This window comes from Salinimicrobium sediminilitoris, from assembly GCF_020866905.1.
In the GTDB taxonomy this organism is placed as follows: Bacteria; Bacteroidota; Bacteroidia; order Flavobacteriales; family Flavobacteriaceae; genus Salinimicrobium; species Salinimicrobium sediminilitoris.
The window spans coordinates 1-16619 of the sequence record NZ_JAIVCC010000001.1 but is presented as its reverse complement, the minus strand read 5'-3'; the positions used below and the strand labels follow the sequence as shown (position 1 = coordinate 16619).

Genomic DNA, 16619 nt, shown 5'->3' with positions numbered 1-16619 from the left:
TCTTTGGCGAAAATTTTTCCGAATGAGCAAGAACGTGACACCATACAAAGATTCCAATCTCAATAAAAAGAAACAGGTAGAGCAAATGTTTGATACCATCTCCACAAACTATGATGGTCTAAATAGAGTGATCTCTTTTGGAATTGATGTTAAGTGGCGCAAAAAGGTAATCGAAATGGTTTCTGCGACCAATCCTGAAGCTGTACTCGATATAGCCACAGGGACCGGGGATCTTGCAATAAGCCTGGCAAAGACTGGCGCTAAAAGAATTGTAGGTCTTGATCTTTCTGAAGGAATGCTAGCTGTGGGAAGGGAAAAGATAGCAGACGAGAAGCTAACAGGAAAAATTGAAATGATACAGGGAGATTCTGAAGCCCTGCCCTTTGAAGATAACAGCTTTGATGCAATAACAGTCGCCTTTGGAGTAAGGAACTTTGAAAATCTTGAAAAAGGCTTATCCGAAATTTTCCGGGTTCTGAAAAAGGGAGGAATATTTGTCATTTTAGAGACCTCTGTTCCTACTAAATTCCCATTTAAACAGGGATATAATTTTTATACGAAGAACTTACTTCCTTTAATAGGAAAAATGTTTTCCAAAGACAAGGTAGCCTACAGCTACCTGAGTGAAAGTGCTGCAGCTTTCCCCTATGGTGAAAAACTCAACAATATTTTGAGAGAAACCGGGTTTATAGATGTACGGCATCATCCCCAGACTATGGGAGTGGCGACAATTTATTCGGCATCAAAATAAGCTTATGAAGAAGTATTTAATCCTGGCTCTTATTGTACTTGGCGCTTTGCCGGCACACGCACAGATCTTTTCGGGAGAAGACGTGATCAATAACCCTAATTTTGATAAGCAGCGTTTCTCCTATGGATATTTCCTGGGGTTCAACACCTATGATTTTGATTTTGATTATAAAAATTATATAGAAGGTGCCGCTCTTGGAAAAGATTATTCTGTTGACAGGACTATAGGTTTTAATGTGGGTTTGATTGGAAATATGAGGCTAAGCGACCATCTTGACTTACGTCTCGAGCCGGGAGTTTCTTTTAATAGGATCAACTTCCAATTAACAAAAGCAGATGCGGGAACTTTTAGAGAAGTTAATTCCACCTTTGTTCATATTCCGCTTTTGCTGAAGTTCTCCACAACCCGAATCAACAACTTCAAACCTTTTGTGGTAGGAGGAGTTTCTACATCAATTAATCTGTCCAGCAACGAAAATAATCCAGAAGATAACGAGGACGGACAATTTCGAATGACTACCAATAATTTTTACTATGAAATAGGTTTGGGAATTGATCTTTACCTTTATTATTTCAAATTCACTCCTTCCATTAGAGGTGTTTTTGCCATAAACGATGAATTGGTAAGAGATGACAACCCCAACAGTATATATACCCGTAACGTAGAAAAAATGTCTTCGCGCGCTATCTTTATCAACTTTACTTTCCAGTAATTTTTCTTCGACTGAATTCGCTTAAAAAGATCGCAGCCGCTGTGGCAACATTAAGGCTTTCTGTTTTATGAGAATTTCCGAACTGCGGAATAAGAAGTTTTTTGGAAATAAGCTGTTCAACTTGTGAAGAGATACCATTGGCTTCGTTGCCCAAAACAATGATTCCCTCAGGAGACAGAGGCTGGGTGTAAACATTCTCACCTTCCAAAAATGTGCCGTAGACGGAAGTTTTTTCCTTAGCTAATGCCAAATATTCGGTGATGTCAAGGTAATGGATCTTCACCCTTGAAATCGAACCCATTGTAGCCTGTACCACTTTTGGATTGTAACAATCTACGGTACCCAGGGAACAAATTAAATCTTCCACCCCAAACCAGTCGCACAAGCGAATTATTGTTCCCAAATTTCCCGGATCCTGCACTTCATCCAGCACCACCTGTAAACCTTTTACTTCAGGCTGCGTTACTTCTGGCATATGAAAAATGGCCAATGCAGTTTGGGGAGTATGTAGGTTGCTAATCTTCTTTAGATCGGCTTCAGAAATAAGATTTATCTTTTCTTCCGAAGCATTAAAAATATCTTCAACAGTATAAAGAGAATGAAGCTCAAGTGAAGAATCAAGCAGCTCAAAAATGCCTTTTTTGCCCTCTATTAAAAACAGACGATGTTTGTTCCTAAACTTTTTTTGGGACAGGCTTTTTATAAGTTTAATTTGGCTTTTGCTAAACATACCAAAGTTGTATTTTTGAGCACATTAAATAGGCTACTTGAGACAATTGCAGGCAAAAATATCATTAATTCTTTTAATTGCTTTATTTCTTTCTTCTTGTAACGCTGTAAAAAGAGTTGAAGATGGACAAAGACTACTAACAGAGAACAGCATTTATGTAGACGGAGAGGAGGTCTCAATAAACACCATTTATAATCAACTCTACCAGGAACCTAACAAATCCTTTTTAGGCCTTCCCATACAGTTGTATCTCTACAATTTAGCTAATCCAAATCCCGATACCACTTATTTGAACTGGCTTCAAAAGAAACCTAAGAGAGCAGAAAGATTAGCTGATATTCTTTCCGAAAAACAGGTTGTGAGGCTTGGAAATATATACGTCAACATAAATGAGTGGATCAAAAATGTAGGAGAACCACCTGCAATTGTGAGTGAAGGCCTCACTGAAAGATCGGCAGAAAGGCTAAAGGCCTGGTACTGGAACAATGGCTGGTTCAATGCAGAGACAGGTTACGAGATCATTCCCACCAAAGAAAAAAGAGCGAAAGTTAAATATTTCGTCACTCCAAATGAGCCTTATATAGTTGACTCTATCACTCCAAGAATTGCTTCAATTGTAGCAGATTCTATCTATGAGGCTCACAAACAGAATTCACTTATAATTCCAGGGATGCAATATGAAACACAGGATTATGGTGCCGAAAGAGAAAGATTAACCAAGCTCTATCGTAATAATGGGTTATATCATTTCGAGCAGGAGTCCATTAGTTTTGAAGCAGACACTATTAATACAGATCATAAAGTAAATACGGCGCTCATAATCCAGAATAGAGAAGCGACAGTTGAGGGCGTGCAGACCAGGATCCCTTACAAAGTTCATAAAATAAGCACTGTCAATATTTTTCCCGATTACAGGTATGAAAACCGAAATGAACCTATAACAGACACTGCCTCGAATGAAGGCTACAACCTGTATAGTTTTGATGAGTTGCAGTTTAAACCTGGTGCCCTTACCAATGCGATATTCATTACGCCGGGCACCATATATTCAGATGCAAACAGAACGCTCACCTACAACCGACTTAACCAGCTAAGGACCTTTCGGTACCCTAATATCCAGTACATGGAAGATCCTTCAGATACCACAGGAAATGCTCTTATTGCCAATATTTTTCTTACACCCCGACAAAAATATTCCCTTGGTTTCGAGTTTGACATCTCCCAAAGCAATATTCAGAAAATAGGAATTGGTTTTGGAGGTTCTCTTTTAATCCGGAATGTTTTTAGAGGCGCCGAAATCCTGGAGATTGCGGGCCGCGGGAGCATTGGTTCTTCAAAAGACGCCGCAAATGATGCCGATCGTTTTTTTGATATTACCGAAGTTGGTGTAGACGTAGATCTCACGCTCCCCCGTATTTTATTCCCTATTCCGACAGAAAGGTTTATACCAAAGTACATGTATCCTTTTACCACACTGGGAATAGGTGCCAGTACCCAAACCAACATTGGTTTGGACAAGCAAAGTCTTACGGCCGTGATGAATTATCGCTGGATGCCCAATGACAACCTCACACACCTAATGGACCTGGTGAATGTGCAGTATGTGCGCAACCTCAATGTAGATAATTATTTTAATGTTTACCGAAACTCCTATCTTGAACTCAATGAAATAGCAACTTCTGAAGATATTAGTGCCTCCGAACAATTTTACACCACAAATGAACAGGGTGAAAGATTTCTTTCAATTCCTGCAGGAGCCGATGGGTTTCTTCGTGCTGCCCGGCTGGGAGAGGTTGATGGACTAACCGGAAATCAAGACGAGATCCTCAACGATCTTAGGGAAAGAAAAAACCGGCTTACCGAAGACAATCTCATTTACGCCACGAATTTTTCCTATATCCTCAACAACAAGGAAAATATTTATGATGAAGATTTCTCCCGGCTGCGGGTAAAACTGGAAGCCGCTGGTAACATCTTGTCTGTAGCTTCAAAACTGGCGGGATTAGACAAAGATGAATCTGGCAGGTACAGCATCTTCGGAGTTAATTTCTCTCAATATGTGAAAACCGAAATTGATTATATCAAACACTGGGATCTCGGTGGGGAAAATGTTTTTGCTATTCGTACTTTTGGCGGAATTGCTGTTCCTTATGGAAATTCTAACAGTATTCCTTTTATAAGATCTTTTTTCGCCGGTGGGCCCAACGACAACCGTGCCTGGCAACCTTATTCCCTGGGACCTGGAAGCAGCGGTGGCCGCAATGAGTTCAACGAAGCCAACTTAAAGATCGCCCTAAGTGCCGAATACCGCTTTAACTTTTTTGGAGATCTCAATGGAGCTATTTTTGCCGATGCAGGAAATATCTGGAATGTTTTTGACGTGGTAGAAGAGGAAGCCTCTACCTTTACAAGCCTTTCCGATCTTGAAGAACTTGCTTTGGGAACAGGTGTAGGTTTCCGATATGACTTTGATTTTTTTGTCCTCAGGTTTGATGTTGGATTTAAAACATACAATCCTGCCCTTGAACCCGGAAACAGGTGGTTTAGTGGTTACAATCTTTCCAAAGCTGTATTCAATGTAGGCATCAATTATCCTTTTTAACCCGACTATTTTTCTTATTTTTGTTAACCTAAAAATAATACTTATGAGTCATAATATTAAACCCGGAGTTGCCACCGGCCAGGAGGTACAGGAAATTTTTAAATATGCCAAGAAAAAGAATTTCGCTCTTCCTGCTGTCAACGTAATAGGTTCAAGCACTATTAATGCTGTACTTGAAACCGCAGCCGAATTAAATTCCCCCGTTATCATACAATTCTCCAATGGAGGAGCACAATTTAATGCAGGAAAAGGTCTTTCCAACAAAGAAGAAAAAGCAGCTATAGCAGGAGCTATTGCCGGCGCAAAACATGTTCATGAACTAGCAGAAGTTTATGGTGCGACGGTCATTCTTCACACAGACCATTGCGCAAAAAAATTAACCGGATGGGTTGATGGAATGCTTGATGCAAGTGAAAAGCATTTCGAACAATTTGGAAAGCCACTTTACAGTTCTCACATGCTGGATCTTTCTGAAGAGCCGCTTGAAGAAAACATCCAGACCTGTAAGAAGTACCTTGAGCGAATGAGCAAAATGGGTATGACCCTTGAAATTGAATTGGGAGTGACCGGTGGTGAAGAAGATGGAGTGGATAATACAGATATTGACTCCTCTAAACTTTACACTCAGCCTGATGAAGTTGCCTACGCCTACGAAGAATTGAGCAAAGTTAGTGACCAGTTCACCATTGCTGCGGCTTTTGGAAATGTTCACGGAGTGTACAAACCAGGAAACGTTAAGTTAACCCCGGTAATTCTTAAAAATTCTCAGGACTTTATTTCTGAAAAATATGGAGTTGGCGAGAACACAATTGATTTTGTTTTTCACGGCGGAAGTGGATCTACTGTTGAAGAAATAAGAGAAGCAATTGGGTATGGTGTGATCAAGATGAACATCGATACCGATCTTCAATATGCATATATGGAAGGAATTCGGGATTATATGGGCGAGAAGGCAGATTACCTGAAGTCACAAATTGGAAATCCTGAAGGTGCCGATTCTCCCAATAAAAAACACTACGATCCAAGAAAATGGGTGCGTGAAGGAGAATTGACTTTTAAAGCCCGCTTAAAAAAGGCTTTTGAAGACCTTAATAATGTAAATACACTTTAAGAATTTTACTTAGAAAGGCTTCAAAAATGCTATTTTTGCAGCCTTTCTTTTTTAATCCCTATACAACATGGCCTGGTTTAGAAGAACACAAAAGGGTATACAAACTGCAACCGAAGACAAAAAGGATGTCCCAAAAGGTTTGTGGTATAAATCCCCTACCGGAAAGATCGTAGATGCAGAACAGCTGGAAAAGAATTTCTATGTGAGTCCGGAAGACGGGTATCATGTGAGAATTGGAAGCAACGAATATTTCAAGATCCTGTTTGACGATAACAAATACACCGAACTCGACAAAAACCTTTCCTCCCGTGATCCGCTGGAATTTGAGGACACCAAAAAATATACAGACAGGCTTGATGATGCTCAAAAAAAGACCGGCTTAAAAGATGCGGTTCGTACCGCGGTTGGAAAGTCAAAGGGAAAAGACCTGGTGGTAGCTTGTATGGATTTTGCCTTTATTGGAGGTTCCATGGGATCTGTAGTAGGAGAAAAAATCTCCCGTGCAGCAGATCATGCCCTGGAAAACAAAATTCCATTAATGGTAATTTCAAAATCTGGTGGGGCAAGAATGATGGAAGCGGCCTATTCTCTTATGCAGCTGGCTAAAACTTCGGCTAAACTGGCACAACTGGCCGATGCTAAAATCCCATACATCTCTCTTTGTACAGATCCAACTACAGGAGGAACCACAGCTTCTTTTGCCATGTTGGGAGACATCAATATTGCTGAACCCGGAGCTTTGATCGGGTTTGCAGGCCCAAGAGTTGTAAAAGACACTACTGGTAAAGACCTGCCGGAAGATTTCCAGACTTCAGAATTTCTTCTGGAACACGGCTTCCTGGACTTTATCACAAAAAGATCTGAACTAAAGAACAGGGTTAACCAATACCTTGATCTTATTCAAAATAAGCCAATAAGAGCTTAAAAAGACCATTTCTGGCTGATCTTCAGAAAAGTAAAAATTTAGACAGCTAGTATTTTAGAATATATTATATTTGCGCCCTGGCAGAAATACTGTCAATACATAAAAATCATTAAAATTAATATTGGAATGTATTTAACTAAAGACGCAAAAGAAGAACTTTTTGCAAAACACGGTAAGGGAAAGAACGACACTGGTTCTGCCGAAGGGCAAATCGCCCTGTTCACTCACCGTATTGAACATTTGACTCAGCACTTAAAAAACAATCGTCAGGATTTTAATACAGAGCGGTCTCTTGTAATGCTAGTAGGTAAGAGAAGAAGCCTGCTTGATTATTTAATGAAGAAAGATATCTTAAGATATCGTGCGATCGTTAAAGAATTAGGATTAAGAAAATAATTAAAAGGGGCTCTTGCGGCCCCTTTTTTTATACCATTTCTTCTTTAAAAGTGGTTTTTATAAAAAATTAGTGCAGGTTTTTCTTTTCCTTTAAAAAATCTACGTAATTTTTAACCTGAAAAATTTCAGTAATAAAAGCTCATTTTTGACACCTGTAGTTTTTCTGACTTAGCAGGTGAGAAAACAAAAGGTAGTTTTTCATTGGTCTTCACAACCCACAACAACAACACAACCAGTCCCGTTTAGACTCAACGGGAGACCATTGTTTAACAAACCTGCAAATGAGCAGGAGTAGAATTAAAAAATTTATGATTCCAAAGACATTTAAAGAGGTCATCGAACTTGGAGATGGAAGAACCATTTCTCTCGAGACCGGAAAATTAGCAAAACAGGCCCATGGTTCTGTTGTAGTGCAAATGGGAGACGCAATGTTACTTTGTACCGTCGTTTCAAACTACAACAAAAGCACGGCAGACTTTTTCCCCTTAACCGTAGATTACCGGGAAAAATTTGCAGCTGCAGGTAGATATCCAGGTGGATTCTTCAAAAGAGAAGCACGTCCAAGCGACGGTGAAGTACTTGTAATGAGAATAGTTGACCGTGTATTGCGTCCACTTTTCCCTTCAGATTATCGATATGAAACTCAGGTGATGATTCAGTTGATGTCTCATGATGAAGAAGTTATGCCCGATGCACTTGCAGGTTTGGCAGCTTCCGCAGCTATCCAGCTTTCAGATATTCCTTTTGAAACTACAATTTCAGAAGCACGTGTGGGAAGGATCAATGGCGAATTCGTGATCAACCCTAGCCGAAGCCAACTGGCAGAATCTGATATTGATATGATCATTGGTGCCTCTGCCGATTCTGTGATGATGGTAGAAGGTGAGATGAAAGAAATTAGCGAAGAAGAAATGGCAGAAGCCATTAAGTTCGCTCATGAAGCGATCAAAAAGCAAATTGAAGCGCAAAATAATCTTGCCGATGCCTTCGGAAGAAAGCAGGTAAGAGAATATGCTGTTTCAGAATCTGATGAAGATCTTTACGCCAAAGTTCGTGAGACTGCATACCAAAAGGTATATGACATTGCTAAAGGTGCTCACAGTAAACACGAACGTAGTGATGCATTTTCAGCAGTAAAAGATGAGGTATATGCTTTGTTTTCTGAAGAGGAACTCGAAGAGAAAAAAGACCTTATAAAAAAGTATTACAATAAAGTTGAAAAAGAAGCAGTAAGAGAATTGACTCTTGCTGAAGGCTTACGCCTTGACGGAAGAAAGACAGATGAGATTCGCCCTATCTGGTGTGAGATCGATTACCTTCCTTCTGTTCATGGATCGGCTTTGTTTACAAGAGGTGAAACTCAGGCGCTTGCTACAGTGACCCTTGGAACTTCAAGAGAAGCAAATATGATAGACATGCCTACCCACCAGGGTGAGGAGACTTTCTATCTACACTATAACTTCCCTCCTTTTAGTACAGGAGAAGCCTACCCAATTCGCGGTACTTCCCGTAGAGAGATTGGTCATGGAAACCTTGCTCAAAGAGCATTAAAAGGAATGATTCCTGAAGATTGCCCATACACTGTAAGAGTTGTTTCTGAAGTACTGGAATCAAATGGATCTTCTTCTATGGCGACGGTTTGTGCCGGAACTATGGCAATGATGGATGCAGGTATCCAGATGAAGAAACCGGTTTCGGGTATTGCAATGGGGTTAATTTCTGACGGAGAACGTTTTGCAGTGCTTTCAGATATCCTTGGAGATGAAGATCACCTGGGAGATATGGACTTTAAAGTTACCGGAACGGCCGATGGTATCACCGCGTGCCAAATGGACATTAAAGTAAAAGGCCTTGCATACGAAATTCTTGTAAAAGCATTAAAGCAAGCAAGAGCAGGAAGACTTCATATTCTTGATAAACTTCAAGAAACAATTGCAGAACCAAAAGCATCTGTAAAAGCTCACGCTCCAAAAATGGAGAAAGTGGAGATCCCTGGAGAGTTCATTGGTGCCGTGATTGGACCTGGTGGAAAAGTGATCCAGGAAATGCAGAAGGAAACAGGTACTACCATTGTTATCGAAGAAGTCGAAGAAATGGGAGTTATCGAGATTCTTGGTGTAAACCAGGAGATGATCGATGAGGTGAAAAAGAGAATTAAAGCTATTACTTTTAAACCTGAAGTTGGAAAGGTTTACGAAGTGAAAGTAGTTAAGATGCTTGATTTTGGAGCCGTGGTTGAATATACCCAGGCTAAAGGAAATGAAGTTCTTCTTCACGTATCTGAACTGGCATGGGAACGCACCGAGAATGTATCTGATGTTGTGAACATGGGAGACGTATTTGAGGTGAAATACCTTGGAATTGATCCAAAGACCAGAAAGCCAAAAGTTTCGAGAAAAGCACTTCTTGAAAAGCCTGAAGGATACCAGTCAAGACCACCACGTGACAGAGATAATAATCGTGATAGTGGTAGACGCGACAACCGCGATAACCGCGGCCGTGATGACCGTTCAAGAGGAAACAGAGACAGAAATGACAGGAATTAATTCCTGAAAATCTAAATATTCAAAATACCCTGCCCTTCGGCAGGGTATTTTTTTTGCCTGAACCTCAATGTTTTAAACACTTCCCATAATTTTTACTATTTCTTTCTTTGTTTTTATTTAGAATGAATCTACATTTGCCATTATTTTAAATTAATCTAAATAAACATCAAATGAGAATTCTTTACCTTCTGTGTTTTATGGTTACCGGTATGATGGCACAGGCTCAAAATGCTACCCTGAGCGGGAAAATCACCGGCCCTCAAAATGAAGAAGTCCCCTACGCCACTCTTAGTTTTCAAAAAATTGATCTTGTTGCCACTGCAGGAGCAAATGGCAACTACAAATTTGAATCTATAGCTCCCGGAGAGTACTTTTTAAATATTTCCTCCCCCGGATTTAATTCCACCGTAAGAAAAGTGAAATTAGAAGCCGGAGAAAATAAAATTCTTAATATCACTCTTGAAGAAGAGCTGAAAAACCTCGAAGAGATCGTTATTACTTCCAACCGAAGAATAGAGACTCTTGATGAAGTACCTTCTTCTGTTTCGGTTTTGAATTCCCGTGAAATAGAAAAATTAAATCTTACCAGCAACTCCATTGCCGATGTGATGAATGAGGTTCCGGGACTGGCTATAAGTACCAGCCAAACCAGCAGCACAGGCCAAACCTTGAGAGGCCGAAAAATGCTTGTTCTTATCGACGGAATCCCACAATCTACCCCTCTTAGAAATGGAAGCCGTGATGTCAACACCATAGATCCAAATGTCATTGAAAGGATCGAGATCATTAAAGGCGCTACTGCCATTTATGGAAATGGAGCAGATGGTGGTATCATTAATTACATCACAAAAACTCCGAAAGCATATAAAAAATTAGAGAGCACAACCGAACTTAGCAGCGGGATTTCTCTTGTGAATACCGAGCATACCCTTAGCTCCAAATTATCTCAAACTTTTTCGGGACAGGTGGGTGATCTTGGATATGTGGCAAATGCCAGCTTCGGCCAAACCGGGATCTTTAAAGATGCCACCGGGGAGGTGGTCTCACCTTCCTACGGTCTTGGAGAAACCAACCAATACAACTTCTTTGGAAAGCTCAATTATGAAATAGACCACAATAACTCTGTGGAATTCATGTACAATTACTTCAGCAGTAATCAGGATACAGAATATGTGAACCAGCCGGGGGTTTATGGAGAGCGACCTGCCATTGGAGTAATTGGTGAAGAATTGGGTGTTGACCAGGGAAATCGCTACAACCACAACGGCCAGTTTACATACAATTCATATGATCTTATTGGAGATACCGATTTTAGTGCAAATCTTTATTTTCAGGATTTCAAAACCGTTTATGGCTATTCTCCATTCTTCTTTAACAGTGAAACAGGTTATGAAGGAGGACAATCCATGATCGAGTCAGATAAAAAGGGTATACGTGCAAATTTCAGAACTCCTTACGCACTTGGTTCAGATCTTTCGGGTGACATCCTTTATGGAATTGATATTTTGAACGATATAACTTCCCAACATCTGGTCGATGGACGCCTTTGGGTACCGGAAGTAGATATGAAAAACTTTGCTCCTTATGCACAGCTTAAGACTGTTTACCAGGATTTTGTTCTTAAGGCCGGAATAAGGTTTGAGAACATCAATATCGATATTCCAGATTATACTACAATTTTTATTATGCCTAACGGAGGCACAGCACAGGGAAATGTACCTGTTGAAGGAGGAGAATTGAAATATGACGCTACCACTTTTAATGCAGGTCTTCGTTATAATCAATGGGAGCTGTTCAAGCCTTTTGTAAGTTTCTCTCAAAGTTTTTCAATTGCCGATCTTGGCCGTACCCTTAGAAGTGCTACAGAAAATACAGTAGGGCAAATTTCCTCGGAAGCAGTTATTGCAAATAACTATGAAGTAGGATTTAACAGCAACATTGGAAATACTTCCCTTAGCGGAGCATATTTTATTAGTACTTCTGAACTGGGAGCTACTTATCGGGAAGTGGATGGGATCTTCCAGATTGCCCGTCAGCCAGAAAAAGTTTACGGATTCGAATTGGCCCTTGACACAAGACTGCTTCAAAATCTCACTTTTGGAACCTCAGTTTCTTATATAGAAGGAAAACTTGATTCAGAAGATAGCGGAGATTATGACCTCTGGATGAACGGGGATAGAATTCCACCGGTTAAAGTGGCTTCTTACCTCAACTACAACATCTTCAACAAGATGAACCTCCGTTTAGCTCACATTTACAGCGGGAACAGGGAGAAATTTGACCCACGACCAAACGGAACGTATGTATATGGACAGGGACCGGTAGATTCTTTCAACCTGGTGAACCTAACCGCCAACTACCATATGACAGGAAATACACTTTTAAGCCTTGGAGTCCAAAACCTGCTTAACGAAGACTATTATCTTCCAATCTCCCAGTGGGATGCAAGACCCGACAACTACATCAAAGGAAACGGAGCCAGGCTTAACCTTTCATTAAAGGTAAATTTATAACAAATAATAACCGGCAGCTATGAAAGAATCATAGCTGCCTCTTTTTTATGAACAACAGGAAGATCCTAAAATATCATTCTCTTGCCGGCCTCATCGCGGGAATTTTTCTTGTGCTCATGGGCCTGTCGGGTGCTATTCTGGTTTTTCAGTATGACATTGAAGAGTATCAATGGAAGGAATATATTGAGGTGGAAAATTATACCGGACTTAATATTGACCGCGGAATTAGAGAGATTCAAAAAGAATATCCCGGCTGGGATACTCGGCTTATGCATTTTGAAGAACAGGAAGCATTAATTTTTAACCTTCGGAAGCCCACTGAGAGACTTTTCATTTTTGTTCATCCTTCTACAGGAGAAATTATCAAAGAGATCAATGAACTAACTACTTTTACACGTTGGCTGCTTAAGTTCCACTATTCTTTCCAGGCTGGACCGGCCGGCAGAATTCTGGTGTTCATCATAGGGATCATTTTTTTATTTTCTCTTTTAACCGGCATCTACCTTTATCGCAGGAGTGTTCTAAAAACGATAATGTGCAGTACCCGTCTTAATCTCAAAACAAGACGGACTCTTTATTCTTCATTGCACCGCATCGTTGGCACCTGGGCCCTGCTCTTTAACCTGGTTCTGGTCGTAACCGGAATTTTTCTCGCCTGGACTGTAGCTGCCTCCGGATTGAATCCACCGGCTGCACCCCAAACCCCGGCTGTCAATGCGCCCGTGGGAAATTTGTTAGCCCAAATTTCTTCTGAGTACCCAGATTTTACTCCTACTTACATCCGTTTACCTCTTAAACCCGATGCACAATTAACTGTCTACGGCTTGTTTGATGACGATGCATTCTTTTATTCCGAATTTTACAACAGTATTAGAGCAGATTATCAGTCTGGTGAAATAACAGGAGTAACACGTGTACAGGAAGCAGATCTTATAACCAAAATTTCCAGCTCCCTAATTCCCTTACATTTTGGTCAATACGGTGGCATCTGGACCAAAATACTCTACTGTTTGATTGGCCTATCCGGCCCCTTTCTCTCCATTACCGGCTTCCTAATCTGGTGGCAGGGAAAACCCGCAAAAAAGTTAAAACAGAAAAAAAAAATTTCATTATCTTTAATTCTTGTAACATTTTGAACCCTTCTTACGTATAACTACTACAAGAGTTATTCATAATTAAAAATCCAAGGAGACGTTAGATGAGACAACTTAAAATTACGAAGCAGGTTACAAACCGTGAGACTGCTTCGCTGGATAAGTATTTGCAAGAAATTGGTAAAGTTGACCTGATCACCGCAGATGAAGAGGTGGAGTTGGCGCAACGAATTAAAGCGGGTGATGACCGTGCTCTCGAGAAACTAACCAAAGCGAACCTTCGTTTTGTGGTTTCTGTAGCAAAACAATATCAAAACCAGGGATTGACCCTTCCCGACCTTATAAACGAAGGAAATTTAGGATTAATTAAAGCTGCCAAACGATTTGATGAAACCCGTGGTTTCAAATTCATATCCTATGCCGTTTGGTGGATTCGCCAGTCTATTCTACAGGCATTGGCAGAACAATCACGTATTGTGCGTTTACCGCTCAATAAGATTGGTTCCATAAACAAGATCAACAAAACTTTTGCTTTCCTTGAGCAGTCACATGAGCGTCCGCCAAGTGCCGAGGAGATAGCGAAAGAACTTGACATGACCATTAATGACGTAAAGGAGTCAATGAAAAACTCCGGCCGTCACGTATCCATGGATGCTCCACTTGTAGAAGGTGAAGATTCTAACCTGTATGACGTATTACGGTCAGGAGAATCTCCAAACCCAGATAGAGAGCTTCTACATGAATCTCTTCGTACAGAGATTGAGCGTGCCCTTGAGACCCTAACTCCTCGTGAAGCAGATGTTATTCGTCTTTATTTTGGACTGGGAGACCAGCATCCAATGACTCTTGAAGAAATTGGCGAGACTTTTGATCTAACAAGAGAGAGAGTACGACAAATTAAAGAAAAAGCTATTAGAAGGTTGAAACACACCTCCAGAAGCAAGATCTTAAAAACATACCTGGGATAAAACCCGGTAAAGAAGCAACAGTTGATTACTGTTCGTTTTTTGATTGATTGATGAGAACCCCGGCTGATTACCGGGGTTCATCTTTTTGTACAAATTCCTATCTTATTCCTATCTTAAAAACGACTATGACTATAAGAAAAATAACCCGGACTTGGGTCTCTTCGCTAGTCAATAATTGAATCGTTCAATATAGAAAGCAGTAAAATATGTTCTAAAATTTTTTCCTTATTTAAAACTCCGGAAAATTAATAAGCCCCGAATAAATAGCCACAGCCACTATTATAAGAATTAGAACAGCAATAAAACATCCCATTTTTCCGTAGTTGCGTTTATTACTTTTTTCTTCTGTTTCCATAATTTTCTTTTTTGGTTGAGTGTTTAAATTTAAAGATACAAAATTCCTCCTACAGCAATTCGGTTGCAACCAGTTAAGTCTTTTAGCATAATTCTTGTTACTTTTGCCAAATAATAAAATCCTCATGAAAGACAGACTTATTGCCCCATCTGTTCTGGCAGCCGACTTCGGAAATCTCCAGCGCGACATCGAGATGATCAACAACAGCGAAGCAGATTGGTTTCACATTGACATCATGGATGGAGTGTTCGTTCCAAACATTTCTTATGGAATGCCCGTTCTTGCCGCCATACAGAAGCACGCAAAGAAGACTATCGATGTACACCTTATGATCGTGGATCCCGATAGATATATTAAAGAATTTGCTGCTCTGGGTGCCAATATTCTCTCTGTACATTATGAGGCCTGTACTCACCTGCACAGGACGTTACAAGCCATTAAAGCTGAAGGTATGAAGGCAGGAGTAGCCATTAATCCTCATACCTCTGTAGATCTTCTCGAAGATGTAATTCAGGACATCGACCTGGTGTGCATGATGAGCGTAAATCCCGGCTTCGGGGGACAGAGTTTCATTGAAAACACCTTTAAAAAGGTGAAAAAACTGAAGCAGATCATTGAAAGAAACAATGCATCCACTTTAATAGAAGTGGATGGCGGGGTGACCAATAAAAATGCTGCACAATTAATAGAAGCTGGTGCAGATGTATTAGTCGCAGGTAGTTTTGTCTTTAAAGCTGAAAATCCCACACAAACCATAAAAGAACTAAAGACCCTTGTCAACCAGTAAGCAGGAAGAAATATTTGAAATAGTCATTGTAGGCGGAGGACCTATAGGCATAGCTTGTGCTCTTGAAGCAAAAAAGAAAGGCCTCTCCTATGTCATTTTGGAAAAAGGTACGCTGGTAAACTCACTGTACAATTACCCGTCAAATATGACGTTTTTCTCTACTTCCGAAAAACTGGAACTTGACGAGATTCCTTTTATAAGCACCAACCCCAAGCCACACAAACAGGAAGCTCTTGAATACTACAGGAGAATTGTCACCTCAAATCATTTAGAAATTCACCTTTTTGAGGAGGTTAAAAAAATTGAAGCTGAAGATAATCTACACAGGATTACTACTTCTAAAGGTCACTACCGTTCCAAAAATGTCATTATTGCCACAGGTTTTTATGACATTCCCAATTACCTGAATATACCCGGTGAAGATTTACCTAAAGTGGCACATTATTATAGAGATCCACACTTTTATACCACCCAGAAAACAATAGTCGTCGGCGCCAGTAACTCGGCAGTGGACGCAGCACTTGAAATCTATCGAAAAGGTGGAGATGTGACCATGGTCGTGCGCGGCCCGGCAATTGGAGAACGTGTAAAATACTGGGTTAAACCCGATATCGACAACCGTATAGATGAAGGCAGTATTAAAGCCGTTTTTAATGCTGAAATTAAAGAAATTAGAGAGGATGAGGTAGTAGTGACTTCAAAAGAAGGAGATCAGGTACTGGAAAATGACTGGGTACTTCTCCTAACCGGCTACCGTCCAAATTTTGAATTCCTGAAAAATATTGGCATTACTACTTCCAATGATGGAAAAAGAATTCCGCAGTACAATCAGGAAACCATGGAATCCAACGTGAAAGGCATTTATCTCGCCGGAGTCATTTGCGGGGGTATGGAAACCCACAAATGGTTTATAGAAAATTCGCGGGTACATGCGAAGATGATAATAGAAGATATAGTTAAGAGTTAGGTGTTCAGAATTATATAACTTTTAGCTGTTGGCTTTTAGCCGTTTGCTGTTGCGGGTTGTGAGGTGCGAGTTTCAAGTTGTGTACTTGTGGAGTCCTAAATAGAGTTGACCATTTTTAGAAGTTGGTTATTAATCTATTCATTGTAAAATTACTAATTCCTT

At 40.3% G+C, this 16619-nt stretch carries 14 protein-coding genes; 12 read left to right on the top strand and 2 right to left on the bottom strand.

Annotated features, from left to right (window positions below; all coding sequences use genetic code 11):
• The first annotated feature begins 22 nt into the window (after window positions 1-22).
• Together ubiE and porT are read left to right on the top strand one after the other, a co-directional pair.
• Window positions 23-751 (top strand): bifunctional demethylmenaquinone methyltransferase/2-methoxy-6-polyprenyl-1,4-benzoquinol methylase UbiE, encoded by a 729-nt coding sequence (gene ubiE / locus LA313_RS00065; protein ID WP_228912564.1) that lies wholly within the window; start codon window positions 23-25, stop codon window positions 749-751.
• 4 nt (window positions 752-755) lie between these two features.
• On the top strand, window positions 756-1463 hold the full coding sequence (porT, locus tag LA313_RS00060; RefSeq protein WP_228912563.1) for a type IX secretion/gliding motility protein PorT/SprT: 708 nt from the start codon (window positions 756-758) through the stop codon (window positions 1461-1463).
• Here porT and LA313_RS00055 read toward each other — a convergent pair.
• Window positions 1450-2193 carry a TrmH family RNA methyltransferase gene (locus tag LA313_RS00055; protein WP_228912562.1) on the bottom strand — a complete coding sequence of 248 codons (744 nt, stop codon included), beginning with the start codon at window positions 2191-2193 and terminating at the stop codon, window positions 1450-1452. The two genes, porT and LA313_RS00055, sit on opposite strands and share 14 nt — an antisense overlap.
• Before the next feature lie 37 nt (window positions 2194-2230).
• Between LA313_RS00055 and tamL the strand changes: the two genes are divergently transcribed.
• From tamL to LA313_RS00015, 8 genes are all read left to right on the top strand, one after another.
• Window positions 2231-4795 (top strand): translocation and assembly module lipoprotein TamL, encoded by a 2565-nt coding sequence (gene tamL / locus LA313_RS00050; RefSeq protein WP_228912561.1) that lies wholly within the window; start codon window positions 2231-2233, stop codon window positions 4793-4795.
• Between the two features lie 43 nt (window positions 4796-4838).
• On the top strand, window positions 4839-5906 hold the full coding sequence (gene fbaA / locus LA313_RS00045; protein ID WP_228912560.1) for a class II fructose-bisphosphate aldolase: 1068 nt from the start codon (window positions 4839-4841) through the stop codon (window positions 5904-5906).
• Window positions 5907-5973: 67 nt separating this feature from the next.
• Window positions 5974-6831, top strand: a complete 858-nt coding sequence (gene accD / locus LA313_RS00040; protein WP_228912559.1) for an acetyl-CoA carboxylase, carboxyltransferase subunit beta — start codon at window positions 5974-5976, stop codon at window positions 6829-6831.
• Between the two features lie 126 nt (window positions 6832-6957).
• Complete coding sequence (rpsO, locus tag LA313_RS00035) at window positions 6958-7227, top strand: 30S ribosomal protein S15 (RefSeq protein WP_228912558.1); 270 nt, start codon at window positions 6958-6960, stop codon at window positions 7225-7227.
• 308 nt (window positions 7228-7535) lie between these two features.
• The gene (locus LA313_RS00030) at window positions 7536-9773 is read left to right on the top strand and encodes a polyribonucleotide nucleotidyltransferase (protein WP_228912887.1); all 2238 of its coding nucleotides are present in this window, start codon (window positions 7536-7538) and stop codon (window positions 9771-9773) included.
• Between the two features lie 170 nt (window positions 9774-9943).
• Window positions 9944-12286, top strand: a complete 2343-nt coding sequence (locus LA313_RS00025; RefSeq protein WP_228912557.1) for a TonB-dependent receptor — start codon at window positions 9944-9946, stop codon at window positions 12284-12286.
• Window positions 12287-12333: 47 nt separating this feature from the next.
• Entirely contained in the window at window positions 12334-13422 is a 1089-nt protein-coding gene (locus LA313_RS00020; RefSeq protein ID WP_228912556.1) for a PepSY-associated TM helix domain-containing protein, read from the top strand.
• 62 nt (window positions 13423-13484) lie between these two features.
• A complete protein-coding gene (locus LA313_RS00015; protein ID WP_029035204.1) occupies window positions 13485-14348 on the top strand; it encodes a sigma-70 family RNA polymerase sigma factor in 864 nt (287 codons plus the stop codon).
• Window positions 14349-14577: 229 nt separating this feature from the next.
• Here LA313_RS00015 and LA313_RS16330 read toward each other — a convergent pair whose 3' ends face one another.
• Window positions 14578-14703 carry a hypothetical protein gene (locus tag LA313_RS16330; RefSeq protein ID WP_255702444.1) on the bottom strand — a complete coding sequence of 42 codons (126 nt, stop codon included), beginning with the start codon at window positions 14701-14703 and terminating at the stop codon, window positions 14578-14580.
• Between the two features lie 124 nt (window positions 14704-14827).
• Between LA313_RS16330 and rpe the strand changes: the two genes are divergently transcribed.
• Window positions 14828-15490, top strand: coding sequence for a ribulose-phosphate 3-epimerase (gene rpe / locus LA313_RS00010; RefSeq protein ID WP_228912555.1), 663 nt, complete (start codon window positions 14828-14830; stop codon window positions 15488-15490).
• Window positions 15477-16457, top strand: coding sequence for a YpdA family putative bacillithiol disulfide reductase (locus tag LA313_RS00005; RefSeq protein WP_228912554.1), 981 nt, complete (start codon window positions 15477-15479; stop codon window positions 16455-16457). Before rpe ends, LA313_RS00005 begins: the two co-directional genes overlap by 14 nt.
• The last annotated feature ends 162 nt before the right edge of the window (window positions 16458-16619 follow it).